We start from the raw sequence: 16,871 nt of genomic DNA, 5'->3' as shown, positions 1-16,871 counted from the left end.
CGCTCTCCTCGGGTGCGGTGATCTGTGCGTGGTGCGCGGTGTCGCGCTGTGTGGTCGCGCTGTGTGGGGGATGACCTGTGGGGGGAGTCCGGACGGCCGGATGACCGGCTGGGCGCCGTGGGCCGCCCGGCCCGGCGGCGGGGAAGTGGGCCGGGGTCCGGGCGGCCGTCTCATGGCCTGCGCGGGAGCCGGCGCCGGGGTCTGCGCAGGGGCCGGCGCCGCGCGCGGGTCAGCTGCGCCAGGTGTCGTTCAGGACGACCCTGCCGTCGGCGGGGACCGTGGCGGTGCGGTTGGCCCCGCTCTCCCAGGTGACGTTGCCGCCGGCGTCCTTGCGTATGTACTTGTACTCGAAGGAGGTTCCGGCCGGCAGGTCCACGTCCAGCTTCCACACCGGGTAGCCCAACGGGTCCAGCTTGGGGGCGTTCGCGGTGTTCCAGCCGCCCAGCTCGGCCCGGTTGCCGACGACGTGGATGTTCTGGCCCATCACCGTGGTGGCCTCGACGTTGAACGAGGCTCCGTCGGCCGTGTCCCCGCCGTCGCCGGAGTCGCCGCCGGAGCAGGTGCGGGCGCCGGTGTGCAGGGCCAGGGCGGTGTTGGCGCCGAGGGTGGCGGTGAACCGGCCCGATCCGTCGACGGTCACCTTCCTGCCGCTCTGGACGTCGCAGTAGTCACCGGACGGCAGGGAGGTGGTGAAGGTCCGCGAGAGCGAGGAGCCCTCGTGGTTGATGGCGACGTACGCCTTGGAGCCGCGCCCGAAGGCGATGGCGTTGTTGCCGTTGTCCCACCAGTCGGTGACGGCCTGTCCGCGCGAGACGTTGCGGAAGGCGACCATGGAGGAGATCTCGCGCCAGGCGTGCTGGCACTTCCATCCTCCGCTGTAGCAGGCGGTCACGTTGCCGCCGTTGGGCGGGCCCGCGTCCTTGTTGGACCACTCGTAGCCGGAGTGGACGTCCGGGGAGCCGTAGGGCCAGGCCAGCATGAAGACGTTGGCCAGGGTGTAGTTGGCGCCGTCCTTGTAGTTGAGGGTGTCGCCGACGCGCTCGGTGTCGTGGTTCTCCACGAAGACCCCGGACTTGCCGGACTCCATGAAGCCCCAGCCCTCGCCGAAGTTCTTCAGGTAGGCGAGCTTGTCGCTGTTGAACACCCGCTTGAGCTCGCGTCCGTAGCGGAACTCCTGGACGTCCCCGCTGCCGAGGTACTCGGTGGGCGAGACCGCCTCGCCGGCGCCGTGGATGGCCTCGTGCTTCCAGTAGACGTTCGGGTTGGACAGCCGGGACTTGACGGCGGCCAGGTCGGTGGCGGGCATGTGCTTGGCGGCGTCGATGCGGAAGCCGTCCACGCCCAGGGAGAGCAGGTCGTTCAGGTAGGCGGCGATACGGCCGCGGACGTAGTCCTCGCCGGTGTCGAGGTCGGCCAGGCCCACCAGTTCGCAGTTCTGGACGTTGGCCCGGTCCCGGTAGTTGTTCACCTCCGACCGGCAGTCGTCCATGTCCCGGCCGCTGTAGATGCCGGGGTAGTCGTACTTGCCGAACGGGGTGCCGCCGGTGCCGGTGCCGCTCGCGTGGGCGGACATGTGGTTGATGACCGCGTCGGCGATGACCTTCACACCGGCCGCGTGGCAGGTGTCGATCATGTTCTTGAAGGACGCTCGGTCGCCGAGCCGGCCGGCGATCTTGTAGCTGACGGGCTGGTAGGACGTCCACCACTGGCTGCCCTGGATGTGCTCCTGGGGCGGCGAGGTCTGGACGTACCCGTAGCCGGCCGGGCCGAGGGTGTCGGTGCAGGCCCTGGCGATCGAGTCGAAGCGCCACTGGAACATCACGGCGGTGACGTCCTTGGTCCCGGGCGGCGCGGCCTGTGCCGATCCGGGAACGGCTATGAGGGAGCCTGCCATGCCCGCGACAAGCGCGAGTGTGGCGGCCGCTGATCTCCTGGCCACGTTTCCTCCTGTGGGGGAAGCAGATGCGAGTGCCTGCCTGGGGGCAACGCGCCGCGCCCGTAAGGCGATGGAGCAATGAATGCTCTTGCCGCAAGAAGACTGAAAGTGCCTGAAAGTCTTCGCGCAGGAGACCGTAGACGGACCCCGAAGGGCCGTCAAGGCTTTGGACATCTCCGGGAAACACAGCCGTCGCCTCTGCGCAAACTCTTTCGCAAGAGATTGCACGGTGCTACGTTCAACCACACTCCCGGTCCGGTCGGCCGGGGGACCAGGCACATGGCCCCCACGCGCCCGGCCGGCCGGGCCGGGATGCCCGCGGACTCCCCGCCGCACACGGTTTCCCCCCGGACGCACCGCCGGGCGCCGGCGGGCGTCCGGCGGCGGGCCGTCAGGGCACACACCGCCGGGCGCCCGCCGGCGCCCGGCGGCATGTGCCCGTTCCTACGACGGCTGCGGCGGCGGGGCCGTCGAGCCCCTCACCACCAGCTCGGGCTGGAAGACGAACTCCGAGTGCTGGACGGGGTTCCCCCCGATCTCCTCCAGCAGGGCGTTCACCGCCGCGCTCGCCATGGCCTTGACCGGCTGGCGCACGGTGGTCAGCGGCGGGTCGGTGAAGGCGATCAGCTCGGAGTCGTCGAAGCCGACCACCGACAGCTCGCGCGGAACCTCCAGCCCGCGCTGCCGGGCCGCCCGCACCACGCCCAGCGCCATCAGGTCGCTGCCGCAGACCACCCCCGTGCAGCCGGCGCTGATCAGCGCGCCCGCCGCGGCGTGGCCGCCCTCCAGGGTGAACAGCGTGTGCTGGACCTGCTCGCGCACCCGCGCCGCGGGCACGCCCTGCTCGATCAGCGCCGCCGTGAACCCCTCCGCCTTCCGCCGCACCGGGACGTACCGGACGGGGCCGACCGCCAGGCCGATCCGCAGGGGATCGTGGCCCAGATCCACCAGATGGCGTACCGCCATCCGGGCCGCCGCCCGGTCGTCGGGCGACACGAAGGGGGCGCTGACGTGCTCGTTGAATCCGTTGATGAGCACGAACGGCACGCCCCGCCCGGACAGCCGCACATAGCGGCCCGGGTCGGCGGTGGTGTCGGCGTGCAGCCCGGAGAGGAAGACGATGCCGTTGACGCCCCGCTCGACGAGCTGGTCGACCAGCTCGTCCTCGGTGGCGCCGCCGGGCATCTGGGTGCACAGCACCGGGGTGTAGCCGTGTCCGGCCAGGACCTGCTCGATGACCTGGGCGAACGCCGGGAAGATCGGGTTGGTCAGCTCCGGGATGACCAACCCGATCAGGCCGGCGCTGCGCTGCCGCAGCCGCACCGGCCGCTCGTACCCCAGCACGTCCAGGGCCGCCAGCACCTTCTGCCGGGTGCCGGCCGCCACACCCGCCTTGCCGTTGAGCACGCGGCTGACCGTGGCCTCGCTGACCGAGGCCTGGGCCGCGATGTCGGCCAGACGGGCGGTCCCGGGAGCACTGCCGGGTACGGCGCCCGCGGCCGGTCCCCCCTGCTGGGGGACCGGCGCGGGCGCCGTACCCGTGTCGGTCATACCTCCCACCAGACGGTGGTGTCGGCCGGGATCGCCCCGCCCTCGTACTCGCCGCTGGCCAGCAGCGCCCGGCCGGGCGCAGCGGACAGCTCCACGGGCCGGTCAGTGGTGTTGGCCGTGCACACGAGGTCGCGGCCGGAGCCGTCGGCCGCACGGCGGCGGAAGGCCAGCACGCCGACGGGGAAGTCCTCCAGCCACTCCACGCTCTCGCCCGCGCCCAGCGCCGGGTGCTCGCGGCGAACCGCCAGCGCGCTGCGGTACAGCTCCAGCGTGGAGGTGGGGTCGCCGGTCTGCTCCTCGACCGACAGCTCGGCCCACTGCCCGGGCTGGGGCAGCCAGCTTCCGCCGGAGCCGAAGCCGTAGCTGGAACCGGTCCGCGTCCACGGGATGGGCACGCGGCAGCCGTCGCGCAGGCCGTCCTGGCCGTTGTCCTTGAAGAAGGACGGGTCCTGTCGCACCTCGTCGGGCAGGTCGGCGACCTCGGGCAGGCCCAGCTCCTCGCCCTGGTAGACGTAGGCCGAGCCGGGCAGCGCCAGCATCAGCAGCGAGGCCGCGCGGGCGCGGCCCAGACCACCGCCGAGCCGGGTGCGGTGGCGCACCACGTCGTGGTTGGACAGCACCCAGGTGGTGGGGGCGCCGACCGGGCGCATGGAGTCCAGCGACTGGTCGATGACCTCCCGCAGCGCCTCGGCGTTCCACGCGGTGCCCAGGTAGTGGAAGTTGAACGCCTGGTGCAGCTCGTCGGCGCGCAGGTAGAGCGCGGTGCGCTCGGGGCTGGGCGTCCAGGCCTCGGCGACGCCGATGCGCTCGCCGGGGTACTCGTCGAGGATCCGCCGCCAGGAGCGGTAGATCTCGTGGACGCCGTCCTGGTCGAAGAAGGGCAGCACCTGGTTGCCCAGCAGCTTCAGCTGCCCGGCCCGGCCCATGTCGGGCAGCCCGGCGGCCTTGACCAGCCCGTGGGCGACGTCGATGCGGAAGCCGTCCACGCCCATGTCCAGCCAGAAGCGCAGCACCGAGCGGAACTCGTCCCGCACGGCCTCGTTCTCCCAGTTGAAGTCGGGCTGCTCGGGGGCGAACAGGTGCAGGTACCACTCCCCCGGGGTGCCGTCCGGGTTCTCGGTGCGGGTCCAGGCCGGGCCGCCGAAGATGGACTCCCAGTCGTTGGGGGGCTCCTCGCCCTTCGGGCCGCGGCCGGGGCGGAAGTGGTAGCGGTCGCGCAGCGGCGAGCCGGGGCCCTCGCGCAGGGCGCGCTGGAACCACTCGTGCTGGTCGGAGGAGTGGTTGGGCACCAGGTCCACGATGATCCGCAGCCCCAGCTGGTGGGCGTCGCGGATCAGCGCGTCGGCGTCGTGCAGGTTGCCGAACATCGGGTCGATGGCACGGTAGTCGGCGACGTCGTAGCCGGCGTCGGCCTGCGGGGAGGCGTAGAAGGGGCTGAGCCAGACGGCGTCGACGCCCAGGTCGGCCAGGTAGGGCAGCCGCGCGCGGACGCCCGCCAGATCCCCCATGCCGTCGCCGTTCCCGTCGGCGAAGGAGCGGGGGTAGACCTGGTAGATCACCGCGTCGCGCCACCAGCCGGTCGGCTCTCCCGTGGCGTCCGTGCGGATGGCCGGGGCCGTGCCGGTGGCGGGGGCTGATGAGTGCTGGGTCATGTCATCCCTGGTGTCGTGAGTGGGGGGACGCGAGGTGCCGGACGGGTGGGGCGGCGGGTCAGGACTTGACGGCGCCGGAGGTCAGTCCGGCGACGAGGTGCCGCTGGGCGATACCGAAGACGATCGCGGCCGGGACGGCGATGATCACCGCGGCGGCGGTCATCGATCCCCAGTCGCCCACGTACTGGTTGACGAAGGTCTGCAGGCCGCCGGCGAGGGTGAGGTTCTCCTCGCCGGTCATGAAGGCCGACGCGTAGGCGACCTCGGCCCAGGCCGTCACGAAGCTGTAGAAGCCGGTGACGGCCAGCCCCGGCTTGGCCAGCGGCAGGATCAGCCGCCAGAAGGTGCCGAAGGGGTTGAGGCCGTCCACGCGCCCCGACTCGTCGATGGAGACGGGGATGGTGTCGAAGAAGCCCTTCATCATCCAGGCGCAGAACGGCACCGCGATGGTGAGGTAGGTGATGATCAGTCCGACGGGCTGGTTGAGCAGGCCGAGCTGCGCCATCAGGTTGTACAGCGGCACGATCAGGATCGCCATCGGGAACATCTGCGTGATCAGCAGGGTCCACATCAGCGGGCGCATCCCGGGGAAGCGGAAGCGGCTGACGGCGTAGCCGGTGGTGGCGGAGATGAACACGCCGAGCAGCGTGGTCGCCGCCACGACCACCACCGAGTTCCAGAACCAGGTCAGGAAGTAGGTGTCGCCCAGGACGTGGGTGTAGTTCTCCAGCGTGAAGTTCTGCACCAGCGAGGTGGTGAAGGTCTCCGTCTTGGGCTTGAAGGATGTCACCAGCAGCCAGAACGGCGGGAAGACCGCGGCCACGGCCGCGAGCAGCAGGCCCGCGTGCAGCGCGGCGGAGGCCAGCGGCCCGCGCTCGCCGCGCCCGCGCACCCGCCGGGGCCGCCCGCCGCCGGCCGGCGGCACGGGCGCGGTGGTGGCGGGGTCGGGGGTCGTGGTCGCGGTGGTGGTCTTCGTGGTGTCCATCGTCGTCACCACACCTCTCCCTGCTTGCGGAGCGAACGGCGGTAGAACACCGCGAAGAGCATCAGGAGCAGCAGGATCAGCACGCCCCAGGCCGCGGAGGTGGCGAAGTCGCGCGGGCTGTTGAGGAAGGACAGCCGGTAGGCGTAGGTCACCAGGATCTCGGTGGAGTCGCCCGGCCCGCCGCGGGTGAGCAGGTAGATCACCGGGAACATGTTGAACGTCCAGATGGTGCTCAGCAGGACCACGGTGCTGCTGACCGAGCGGATGCCCGGCAGGGTGACGTTGCGGAAGCGCTGCCAGGCGTTCGCGCCGTCCACCTCGGCGGCCTCCAGCAGCTCCGAGGGGATGGACTGGAGGGCGCCCAGCAGGGCGACGAGCATGAACGGCACGCCCAGCCAGACGTTCACGGCGATGACGGAGATCTTCGCCCAGGTGGGGTCGCCCAGCCAGGGGACGCCCTCGATGCCGCCGCCTTCCAGGATCCTGTTGAGGATGCCGTTCTTCTCGTTGAACAGCATCTGCCAGGCGAAGACGGAGACGAAGGCGGGGATGCCCCAGGGCAGGATGATCGCGATGCGGTACACCGCCCGGCCACGCAGCTTCCGGTTGAGCATGGTGGCCAGCACCAGGCCCAGCAGGAAGGTCACGGAGACGCAGCCGACCGTCCACAGCACCGTCCAGCCGAGCCGGTCCCAGAAGACGTTGTCGGTGAGGATGGCCCTGTAGTTCTCGAGACCGATGAACTCGTAGGTGGCCTCGATCTCGTTGACGCCGATGGTGCGGGCGACGTTGGCCTCGTCCGCGTCCGTCAGGGACAGCCAGACGCCGCGGAACAGCGGATAGCCGATGATCACCCCGATGACGATCACCACGGGGGCCACCATGGCCCACGCGTACCAGTGCGTCGCCATCGCGCGGCGCAGCGGTCCGGGGACCTTGCTGGACTTCTCGCCAGTTCCGCGGCCGCGGCCGCGGGCGTCTCCGCCCGCGGCCGGTGCCACCGACTGGCCGGTCTCGACAGCCATGGTCGTCGGTCAGCCTCTCCCTGAGCTCTTCCGGACCCTTACTTCCAGTCCCCGTCCTTGAGGAGCTTGGCGTACTCCTCGCCGGCCTTCTCGGCGGCGGCCTCCGGCTTGGTCTTGCCGGTCAGCACGTCGGCCATCTGGACGCGCAGCGGCTCGAAGAGGGAGTTGCCCTCGGCGATCCAGGGGCGCTCGACGGCCTTGTCGACGGCGGGCTTGAAGAACTGGACCATCTGGTTGTCCTCGACGGTCTTCTCCTCGTACACCGAGGCGCGCGTCGGCAGCAGGCTCAGCTCCTCGGTGGTGCGCTTCTGGACCTCGGCGGAGCTCATGTACTTGACGAACTCGTAGGAGGCGTCGAGGTTGTCGGAGCCGGCGTAGACGGAGTAGTTGTGACCGCCCTGCGGGGCGCCCTGGCCGGCGCTGCCGGCCGGGACCGCGGCGACACCGAGGTTGTCCTCGTCGTCCTTGAACTGCTTGCCCGCGAGGGTGTCCTCGATGGCCCAGGGGCCATTGATCATCATCGCGACCTTGCCGTCCTTGAAGGACTTCTGCATGTTCTCCCAGCCGTTGGTGGTGTCCGTGGTCGCGGCCTCGGAGTCCACCAGGTCCTTGATCACCTCGAACGCCTTCACGCCGGGCTCGTCGTCGACTGTGATCTTCTTGGCCTCGGCGTCGAGCATGTCGCCGCCCTCGCCGTACAGGAAGGGCAGGAACCAGTACGGGTCGTCGCCGCGCAGGTAGAACGGGGTGACGTCGTTCTTCTCGAACGCCTTCGTGGAGTCCTTGATCTCCTCGATCGACTGCGGGACCTCGACGCCGGCCTTCTCCAGCAGACCCTTGTTGTAGAAGAGGGCCAGGGTGTCGATGACCTGCGGGACGGCGTAGGTCTTGCCGTCGTACTGGGTGCTGCCCCAGGCCTGCGGCAGGTAGTCGTCCTTGTCGTCGACCGCGGCGGTGTCGTCCAGCGGGGCGAGGTAGCCCAGGCTGGCGAAGTCGGCCACCCAGGCGACCTCGGTGCGCATCACGTCGGGGGCGCCGGAGCCTCCGCCCGCGGCGTTCTTGAACTTGTTGCTGGCCTCGCCGAAGGGGACGTTGACGTACTTGACCTCGACGCCGGGGTGCTCGTCCTCGAACTCCTCGGCGACCTTCTTGTAGAAGCCCTTCTCGGCGTCGCCCGACGTGTCCCAGAACTCGACGGTGCCCGACAGCTCGCCGTTGGCGTTCTTCTTCTCACCGTCGCCGCTCTCGCCGCCGCAGGCGGTGGCCGCGAGCGCGATGGCCGCGACCAGTGCGGTGGTCCCTATGCCACGCCGCATGTGAACTCCTCCATGATCCGGTGCCCGTCTCGCGGGGGCACTGGCGTACTCCGCGCGGGCCGCGCGGTCGCGGCGCCGGGCTGACCAGGAACGTAACAGCGGGGCAATCTTTTAGAAAGACCTTGCGGCAACTTTCTGCAAACGAGTCTGCAACGGCTTCCGCAAGAAGTTGCGCTCCTGCTACCTTCCTCCGCGTTCCACTGCGGATCCTCCGCTTGAGGACAGACGGGAAGAGCACGATGGAAAGTCACATACACCCCGACGCGTCCGATTCGACCGGACGGGCCCCCCGGCGCCGCAGGGCCGCCGCCGCCCTGGCCGCCGCCCTGGCCCTGACGGCCACCGCCTGCACAGTGCTCGGCGGCTCCGCCGAGGAGGACGCCCCCGCCGCCTCCGGCAGCGTCACCTGGTGGGACACCTCGGGCGAGGCCGAGGCCCCGCACTTCGCGAAGCTCGTCGCCGCCTTCGAGAAGAAGTACCCGGAGGTCGACGTCGAGCACGTCTCGGTCCCCTTCGACCAGGCCCAGCAGAAGTTCCTGGACGCCGTGGAGTCCGGCCAGGGCGTACCCGACGTGCTGCGCGCGGACGTCGGCTGGACGATCGGCTTCGCCGCCGACGGCCACCTGGCCGACCTCACCGGCACCCCCGCCCTGGACGCCGACATGTCCGGCTTCCTGCCGACCACCACCGCGAGCGTGACGCTGGAGAACGGCGGCGTCTACGGCGTCCCCCAGGTGACCGACACCCTCGCCCTGCTCTACAACCGCCGGATCTTCGAGGAGGCGGGGATCAACCGCCCCCCGTCCACCTGGAAGGACCTCAAGGACGTCGCGCTGGAGATCAAACGGAAGACGGGGGCCGAGGGCATCGCCCTCAACCCCGATCCCTTCTTCTCCCTGCCGTTCCTGTACGGCGAGGAGAGCGACCTGGTCGACGTCGCCTCCCGTACGATCACCGTCGCCTCCCCCGACTCGGTCCGGGGGGTGGCCACCGCCGCCGACCTGGTCTCCTCCGGCGCCGCACCCAAGCCCCCGGAGAAGGACGCCTACGCCGCCATGCAGAACGCCTTCAAGAGCGGCGAGACGGCCATGATGATCAACGGCCCCTGGGCGACCGCCGACATCTTCTCCTCCCCCGAGTTCAAGGACCGCGACAACCTGGGCATCGCCGCCGTCCCGGCCGGCGGGTCGGGCACCGCGGGATCCCCCACCGGCGGCCACAACCTCGTGGTCTCCGCGGAGGCGGAGAACCCCGACGCCTCGTATCTCTTCGTCAAGTACATGACCGATGCAAAGCAGCAGGAGAGCACCGCCCTGGCCCTGGGACTGCTGCCGACCCGTACGGCCGCCTACACCGGGAAGGTGCTCTCCGACCCGGTGCGCAACTCCTTCTACCTGGCGCTGACCAAGGCCGTGGCCCGGCCCTCCCTCCCCGAGGGCGGACAGCTCTTCGTCGCCCTCCAGCCCCGCTACACGGCCATCCTGCGCGGCGAGGAGACCGCCCGCGAGGGGCTGACCCGCACCGCCGAGGAGTGGAGCGAAGGACTGCTGCCCGGCTACAGCGTCGAACGGTGAGACCGCGGTTCCGCCTCCCGGCCCAGGGGGCGAAACCGCACCTATCAGGGCGAACTCCCGGGTACGGTGGGCAGTCGGACACATGACCGGTACAGTCCGGTGCTGTGACCGCACGGCTAGCTGACATCGCAGCCCAGGCGGGGGTCAGCGAAGCGACGGTCAGCCGCGTCCTCAACGGCAAGCCCGGCGTTTCCCCGGCCACCCGCGAGTCCGTCCTCGCCGCACTGGACCTGCTGGGGTACGAGCGCCCCATGCGCCTGCGCCGGCTCAGCGCGGGGCTGGTCGGGCTGATCACCCCCGAGCTGGAGAACCCGATCTTCCCGGCGTTCGCCCAGGTCATCGGACAGGCGCTGACCCGTCAGGGCTACACCCCCGTCCTGGCCACCCAGACCCCCGGCGGCTCGACGGAGGACGAGCTGACCGAGATGCTCGTGGACCGGGGCGTGGCGGGCATCATCTTCGTCTCCGGACTGCACGCCGACACCACCGCCGACACACAGCGCTACGAGCAGCTGCGCGGCAAGGGTGTGCCGTTCGTGATGGTCAACGGATTCTCCCCCAAGGTCCGCGCGCCCTTCGTCTCACCGGACGACCGGGGCGCGATGCGACTGGCCGTCACCCACCTCGTCTCGCTCGGCCACGAGCGCATCGGACTGGCCCTGGGACCGGCCCGGTTCGTGCCCGTCCAGCGCAAGACGGAGGGCTTCACCACCAGCCTCCAGGAGCAGCTCGGGCTCTCGCCCGACGAGGCGGAGTCGATGGTCCAGCACTCGCTGTACACCCTGGAGGGCGGCCAGGCCGCGGCCGGCACCCTGATCGACCGCGGCTGCACCGCCGTGGTCTGCGCCAGCGACATGATGGCGCTCGGCGCCATCCGGGCCGCCCGGCAGCGTGGCCTGGCCGTTCCCGGCGACGTCTCGGTCATCGGCTTCGACGACTCCCCGCTGATCGCCTTCACCGACCCGCCCCTGACCACCATCCGCCAGCCGGTGACCGCGATGGGCCAGGCGGCGGTACGGGCCCTGCTGGAGGAGATCGGCGGCACCCCCGCCCCGCACAGCGAGTTCGTCTTCCTCCCCGAGCTGGTCGTCCGCGGCTCCACCGCCTCCGCACCCCAGGGTCCGGGGTCCGTCTCAGGGAGGACCGGAGGCGGTCAGGACCGGACCGGGGGATGATCGGTCGGGGTCCGGATTCTGGCAGACTGGCGCACCATGGGGGCTCCGATCACGAGGACGACAGAAGAAGCCGGAGTGACCACTGTCGCTCCGGCAGATGAACACACGGTCGCTCCGGCTCCGCGCCGCACCGTCTCCCGGCTCATCCGCGCGCCCCGCAGGCCCCGGATCTGGTTCGAGATCACGCTGATCGCGGTCAGCTACTGGACGTACTCCCTGATCCGCAACGCCGTGCCGGAACAGGAGGCGCAGGCCCTGCGGAACGCCGACTGGCTGTGGGAGGCCGAGCGCGCCCTCGGCATCGCCGTCGAGCAGTCCCTCAACCACGCGGTCAACGGCGTCACCTGGCTGATCGTGACGATGAACTACTACTACGCCACACTGCACTTCATCGTCACCATCGGCGTCCTGGTCTGGCTCTACCGCAGACACCCGGGCCGCTACGCCGCCACCCGCACGGTCCTGTTCGCCACCACGGCCGTCGCCCTGCTCGGCTACTACCTCTATCCCCTGGCCCCGCCTCGGCTGATGGAGAGCGTGCACTTCATCGACACCGTCAAGGTCCACGGCACCTGGGGCTCGATGGCCTCGGGCGACATGGCCAGCGTCTCCAACCAGTACGCGGCCATGCCCTCGATGCACATCGGCTGGTCGGTGTGGTGCGGCATCACCCTCGCCCTGCTGGCGGCGCCGCTGTGGGTGAAGATCCTCGGATGGCTCTACCCGGCCCTCACCCTGGTGGTCATCGTCTGCACCGCCAACCACTTCTGGCTGGACGCGGTCGGCGGGCTGCTCTGCCTGGGCATAGGCTACGCGGTCTCCTGCGCCTGGTACGGCGTCCCGGCCCACCGCCTCCCCCGCCTGGTCCCCACCTCACCCTGACACCGCGGAAACCCCCTCGACCACACGCCCACCCACCGGAGGAACCCCCTACCCCCGCGCCGGGGAGCCGCCCCCGGACGACGGCGGGAGGGGACGGGGAGGGGCGGATGTTCCGGACACTCCGGGGTTCCCCATGCCGGAGGCCAGGGGCGTGATTTGCGGGCAATGGGAGTTCCAGAGAGCGGTGCACACCCAGGCCCGTAAATCATGCCGTCCGGAACGTCCGCCCCGGACCGGCCCCGCCCCCGCACCCGCCACCGGCGGAAACCCTCACTCCACCCCGTAGAACAACCGGTCCACCACCCCCCGGGCACGCCGCGTGATACGCCGGTAGTCCTCCAGCATCTCGCCCACGTGCCCCGGCTCGTACCCCAGGTAGCGGCCGACGGCGGCCAGCTCGCGCGGCTCGGAGGGAAAGGTGTCGCCGGGCCGGCCACGCACCAGCATCACCGCGTTGCGCACCCGGGTGGCCAGCAGCCACGCCTCGTCCAGGGTCACGGTGTCCTCCTCGCCGATCAGTCCTGCGTCCCGCGCGGCGGCCAGCGCGGCACGGGTGCGGGTCGTTCGCAGCCCCGGCGCCTTCGCTCCGTGGCGCAACTGCACCAGCTGGACCGTCCACTCCACGTCCGACAGCCCGCCCCTGCCCAGCTTGGTGTGGGTGGTGGGATCGGCGCCGCGCGGCAGCCGCTCGCTCTCCATCCGCGCCTTGAGGCGGCGGATCTCCCGCACCGCGTCCTCCTCCAGGCCGTCCTCCGGATAGCGCAGGGGGTCGATCAGCTCGACGAAGCGGCGGCCCAGGTCCGCGTCGCCCGCCACCGGTTCGGCGCGCAGCAGCGCGTGCCTCTCCCACGCCTGCGACCAGCGGCGGTAGTAGGTCCCGTAGGAGGCCAGGGTGCGCACCAGCGGGCCGCTTCTGCCCTCCGGCCGCAGGTCGGCGTCGATGAGCAGCGGCGGGTCGGAGCTGGGAAGCTGCAGGAGGCGGCGCATCTCACCCGCGACGGCGAGCGCCGCCTCGCCGGCCTCCCGTTCGTCCACGCCCTCGCGCGGTTCGTGTACGAACAGCACATCCGCGTCGGAGCCGTAGTTCAGCTCGCGGCCCCCGAAACGCCCCATTCCGATGATCGCGAAGCGGGTGGGCAGGGTGTCGCCCCAGCGTGCGTCCACCGCCGCCCGCAGGGCGCCCGCGACGGTCGCGGCGTTCAGGTCGGACAGCGCCTCCCCCACCCGGTCCACGGCCGCCGCGACGCCGTCGGCGTCCCCGGAACCGCCCCCCGCACCACCAAAACCGCCCCCACCTCCCGCCTTGTACGCGCCGATGACATCGGCGGCGGCGGTACGGAACAGCTCACGCCGCCGCACCCCGCGGACGGCGGTGACGGCCTGCTCGGGCCCGTCGGCCCGGCCGACGGCCGCCAGCGCCTCCTGGGTCAGCGACTCCCGGCCGCGCGGCCGCAGCCCGCCGGGGTCGCCGAGCAGGGCGACGGCCTCGGGGGCGCGCAGCAGCAGGTCGGGGGCGAGCCGCCCGGCCGACAGCACACGGGCCAGGTTCTCCGCGGCGGCCCCCTCGTCCCGCAGCAACCGCAGGTACCAGGGCGTCTGGCCGAGCGCGTCGGAGACCTTGCGGAAGCCCAGCAGCCCGGCGTCGGGGTCGGCGGAGTCGGCGAACCAGCCCAGCAGCACCGGCAGCAGGGTGCGCTGGATGGCGGCCTTGCGGCTGACTCCGGAGGTCAGTGCCTCCAGGTGGCGCAGGGCGGCGGCCGGGTCCGCGTAGCCCAGCGCCTCCAGGCGCTGCCGGGCCGCGCCGGCCGACAGCCGCACCTCTCCGGGCGCGAGCTGGGCGACGGCGTCCAGCAGCGGCCGGTAGAAGATCTTCTCGTGCAGCCGCCGCACCACGGCCGCGTGCCGCTTCCAGGCGCGGGTCAGCTCGGCCACCGGATCCTGGCGGAAGCCCAGACAGCGGCCCAGACGGCGCAGTTCGGCCTCATCCCTGGGCATCAGATGGGTGCGGCGCAGCTTCTGGAGCTGGATGCGGTGCTCCAGGACGCGCAGGAAGCGGTACGCGTCGCCGAGCGCTGCGGCGTCCTGACGGCCCACGTACCCACCCGCCGCGAGGTCGTCGAGCGCGGCCAGCGTGGTGGGGCTGCGCAGGGTGGTGTCGCTGCGCCCGTGGACGAGCTGGAGGAGCTGGACGGCGAACTCCACGTCGCGCAGGCCCCCGGGGCCGAGCTTGAGTTCGCGGTCGAGCTGTGCGGCGGGGATGCCCGCGACCACGCGGCGGCGCATCTGTTGCACGTCGGTGACGAAGTTCTCCCGCTCGGCGGCCTGCCACACCATCGGGGCCAGGGCCTCGGTGTACTCACGGCCCAGTGCCGGGTCGCCGGCCACCGGGCGGGCCTTGAGCAGGGCCTGGAACTCCCAGGTCTTGGCCCAGCGCCGGTAGTACGCCAGGTGGCTGGACAGGGTGCGCACCAGCGGACCGTTGCGCCCCTCGGGCCGCAGGTTGGCGTCCACCGGCCAGATGGTGCCCTCGGCGGTGGTGTCGGAGCAGATCCGCATCATGCGCGCGGCGAGCCGGGTCGCGGCGCGCAGCGCCTCGCTCTCCCCGTCTCCGTCCCCCGCCGCTCCTCCGGCGGGCTCGGCGACGAAGACGACGTCCACGTCCGACACGTAGTTGAGCTCGCGTCCGCCGCACTTGCCCATCCCGATCACGGCCAGCCGGCACGCCCGTGCGTCCTCCGGCTCCTCGCGTCCGGCCATCGCCAGGGCGGCGCGCAGGGTGGCGGTGGCCAGGTCGGCGAGCTCGGCGGCGGTCTCGTCGACGGTGGTGGTGCCGCACACGTCACGGGCGGCGATGGTGAGCAGGGCCCGGCGGTAGGCGACGCGCAGCTCGTCGGGGCCTTCCGCGCCGGCGAGGGCGGCCTCGAACTCCTCCACGCCCGGGTGGAGGTCGGCCGTCTCGTAGGAGTGGAGGGCCTGCCAGTCGTCGGGGTGGCCGGCGAGGTGGTCGCCGAGCGCCTCGGAGGCGCCCAGCACGCCCAGCAGCCGGTCGCGCAACGGCTTGGCGGCCAGCACGGTGCCCAGCAGCGTCTGCTGCCCGGCCTCCTCCGGCTGGGCCTCCACCAGCCGGACGAAGGACAGCAGCGCCTGGTCGGGGTCGGCGGTGGCGCCGAGCGCGTCGAGGAGCACCGCGTCGTCGCGCACCCGGGCCAGGGCGGGCGAGTCCAGCAGGCGGACGGCCGCCCCCGGATCGGTGAACCCGCGCCGTACGAACCTTCCGAACCGGCTGTCCCGCCGACCGCCCTGCACCACCGTGGCCTTGCCTCTCGCCGCTGCCGCCCTACCGCCCCGCCCCGTGTCCCTCGGGCCCGCTACAGCACCGGCAGGCTCTTGCGCAGCTCGAAGGCGGTGACCTCGGAGCGGTACTCCTCCCACTCCTGCTTCTTGTTGCGCAGGAAGAAGTCGAAGACGTGCTCGCCCAGGGTCTCGGCGACCAGTTCGCTGTGCTCCATCAGCGCGATCGCCTCGCCCAGGTTCTGCGGCAGTGGCTCGATGCCCATCGCGCGGCGCTCGGCGTCCGACAGCGCCCACACGTCGTCCTCGGCCCCGGCCGGGAGTTCGTAGCCCTCCTCGATGCCCTTCAGCCCGGCCGCCAGCAGCACCGCGTAGGCCAGGTAGGGGTTGGCGCCGGAGTCCAGGGAGCGCACCTCGATGCGGGTGGAGCCCATCTTGCCCGGCTTGTACATCGGCACGCGGATCAGCGCGGAGCGGTTGTTGTGCCCCCAGCAGATGTAGGAGGGCGCCTCGCCGCCGGCGCCCGCGGTGCGCTGGGCCCCGCCCCAGATGCGCTTGTAGGAGTTGACCCACTGGTTGGTGACGGCGGAGATCTCCCCGGCGTGCCTGAGCAGCCCGGCGATGAAGGAGCGGCCGACCTTGGAGAGCTGGTACTCGGCGCCGGACTCGTGGAAGGCGTTGCGGTCGCCCTCGAACAGCGACAGGTGGGTGTGCATCCCGGATCCGGGGAACTCCGAGAACGGCTTGGGCATGAAGGTCGCCTGCACCCCCTGCTCCAGCGCGACCTGCTTCATCACCAGCCGGAACGTCATGATGTTGTCGGCCGTCGACAGGGCGTCGGCGTACCGCAGGTCGATCTCCTGCTGGCCCGGAGCGCCCTCGTGGTGGGAGAACTCCACCGAGATGCCCATCGACTCCAGCATGGTGATCGCCTGGCGGCGGAAGTCCTGGCCGACGTGCTGGGGGGTGTGATCGAAGTAGCCGGAGGAGTCGGCCGGGGTGGGCCGGGTGCCGTCCACCGGCTTGTCCTTGAGCAGGAAGAACTCGATCTCGGGATGGGTGTAGAAGGTGAAGCCCAGGTCGGAGGTCTTGTTCAGGGCCCGCTTGAGGACGTAGCGGGGGTCGGCGTAGGACGGGGAGCCGTCCGGCATCAGGATGTCGCAGAACATCCGCGCGGTGCCGGGGGCCTCGGCGCGCCAGGGCAGGATCTGGAACGTGCTCGGGTCGGGCTTGGCGATCATGTCGGACTCGTAGACGCGGGCGAAGCCCTCGATCGCGGACCCGTCGAATCCCATGCCCTCGTCGAAGGCCTGCTCCAGCTCCGCCGGCGCGACGGCGACGGACTTCAGGAAGCCGAGCACGTCGGTGAACCACAGCCGGACGAACCGGATGTCGCGCTCCTCGAGCGTCCTGAGCACGAATTCCTGCTGCTTGTCCATGGTCACCCATCCTCGCTGGTCAGACGGCCCTTCCCCGCACCGCCC

General features: G+C 71.3%; 11 protein-coding genes. 3 read left to right on the top strand and 8 right to left on the bottom strand.

Annotation, left to right across the window (positions count from 1 at the left end; translation table 11 throughout):
- Positions 1-229 precede the first annotated feature (229 nt).
- The 6 genes from IQ279_RS00980 to IQ279_RS00955 all read right to left on the bottom strand — a co-directional run bounded on the left by IQ279_RS00980 (position 230) and on the right by IQ279_RS00955 (position 8,465).
- Positions 230-1,894, bottom strand: a complete 1,665-nt coding sequence (locus tag IQ279_RS00980; RefSeq protein ID WP_241027437.1) for a carbohydrate-binding module family 20 domain-containing protein — start codon at positions 1,892-1,894, stop codon at positions 230-232.
- A 486-nt stretch (positions 1,895-2,380) separates the two neighbouring features.
- On the bottom strand, positions 2,381-3,487 hold the full coding sequence (locus IQ279_RS00975) for a LacI family DNA-binding transcriptional regulator (protein ID WP_206346318.1): 1,107 nt from the start codon (positions 3,485-3,487) through the stop codon (positions 2,381-2,383).
- Positions 3,484-5,139 carry a glycoside hydrolase family 13 protein gene (locus tag IQ279_RS00970; protein WP_206346317.1) on the bottom strand — a complete coding sequence of 552 codons (1,656 nt, stop codon included), beginning with the start codon at positions 5,137-5,139 and terminating at the stop codon, positions 3,484-3,486. The genes IQ279_RS00975 and IQ279_RS00970 overlap by 4 nt, the downstream gene beginning before the upstream one ends.
- Before the next feature lie 58 nt (positions 5,140-5,197).
- The gene (locus tag IQ279_RS00965; RefSeq protein WP_206346316.1) at positions 5,198-6,124 is read right to left on the bottom strand and encodes a sugar ABC transporter permease; all 927 of its coding nucleotides are present in this window, start codon (positions 6,122-6,124) and stop codon (positions 5,198-5,200) included.
- A 5-nt stretch (positions 6,125-6,129) separates the two neighbouring features.
- Positions 6,130-7,149, bottom strand: coding sequence for a carbohydrate ABC transporter permease (locus IQ279_RS00960; RefSeq protein ID WP_206346315.1), 1,020 nt, complete (start codon positions 7,147-7,149; stop codon positions 6,130-6,132).
- Positions 7,150-7,187: 38 nt separating this feature from the next.
- Positions 7,188-8,465, bottom strand: a complete 1,278-nt coding sequence (locus IQ279_RS00955; RefSeq protein WP_206346314.1) for an extracellular solute-binding protein — start codon at positions 8,463-8,465, stop codon at positions 7,188-7,190.
- Between the two features lie 239 nt (positions 8,466-8,704).
- Here IQ279_RS00955 and IQ279_RS00950 point away from each other — a divergent pair, with 239 nt between their 5' ends.
- The 3 genes from IQ279_RS00950 to IQ279_RS00940 all read left to right on the top strand — a co-directional run bounded on the left by IQ279_RS00950 (position 8,705) and on the right by IQ279_RS00940 (position 12,096).
- The gene (locus IQ279_RS00950; protein ID WP_206346313.1) at positions 8,705-10,039 is read left to right on the top strand and encodes an extracellular solute-binding protein; all 1,335 of its coding nucleotides are present in this window, start codon (positions 8,705-8,707) and stop codon (positions 10,037-10,039) included.
- Positions 10,040-10,143: 104 nt separating this feature from the next.
- Complete coding sequence (locus IQ279_RS00945; RefSeq protein WP_206346312.1) at positions 10,144-11,214, top strand: LacI family DNA-binding transcriptional regulator; 1,071 nt, start codon at positions 10,144-10,146, stop codon at positions 11,212-11,214.
- A 36-nt stretch (positions 11,215-11,250) separates the two neighbouring features.
- On the top strand, positions 11,251-12,096 hold the full coding sequence (locus IQ279_RS00940; protein ID WP_206346311.1) for a phosphatase PAP2 family protein: 846 nt from the start codon (positions 11,251-11,253) through the stop codon (positions 12,094-12,096).
- Between the two features lie 270 nt (positions 12,097-12,366).
- Here IQ279_RS00940 and IQ279_RS00935 read toward each other — a convergent pair whose 3' ends face one another.
- Together IQ279_RS00935 and glnA2 are read right to left on the bottom strand one after the other, a co-directional pair.
- Positions 12,367-15,405, bottom strand: a complete 3,039-nt coding sequence (locus tag IQ279_RS00935; protein WP_206346310.1) for a bifunctional [glutamine synthetase] adenylyltransferase/[glutamine synthetase]-adenylyl-L-tyrosine phosphorylase — start codon at positions 15,403-15,405, stop codon at positions 12,367-12,369.
- Between the two features lie 59 nt (positions 15,406-15,464).
- Positions 15,465-16,826: a gamma-glutamylpolyamine synthetase GlnA2 gene (glnA2, locus tag IQ279_RS00930; RefSeq protein ID WP_206346309.1), complete on the bottom strand. Its 1,362-nt coding sequence runs from the start codon at positions 16,824-16,826 to the stop codon at positions 15,465-15,467.
- Positions 16,827-16,871: the final 45 nt, after the last annotated feature.

Origin of the sequence: Streptomyces verrucosisporus (assembly GCF_017114865.1) — a bacterium.
Lineage (GTDB): Bacteria > Actinomycetota > Actinomycetes > Streptomycetales > Streptomycetaceae > Streptomyces > Streptomyces fenghuangensis.
The sequence above is the reverse complement of the archived record's forward strand: the minus strand, read 5'-3'. Positions and strand labels throughout refer to the sequence as shown.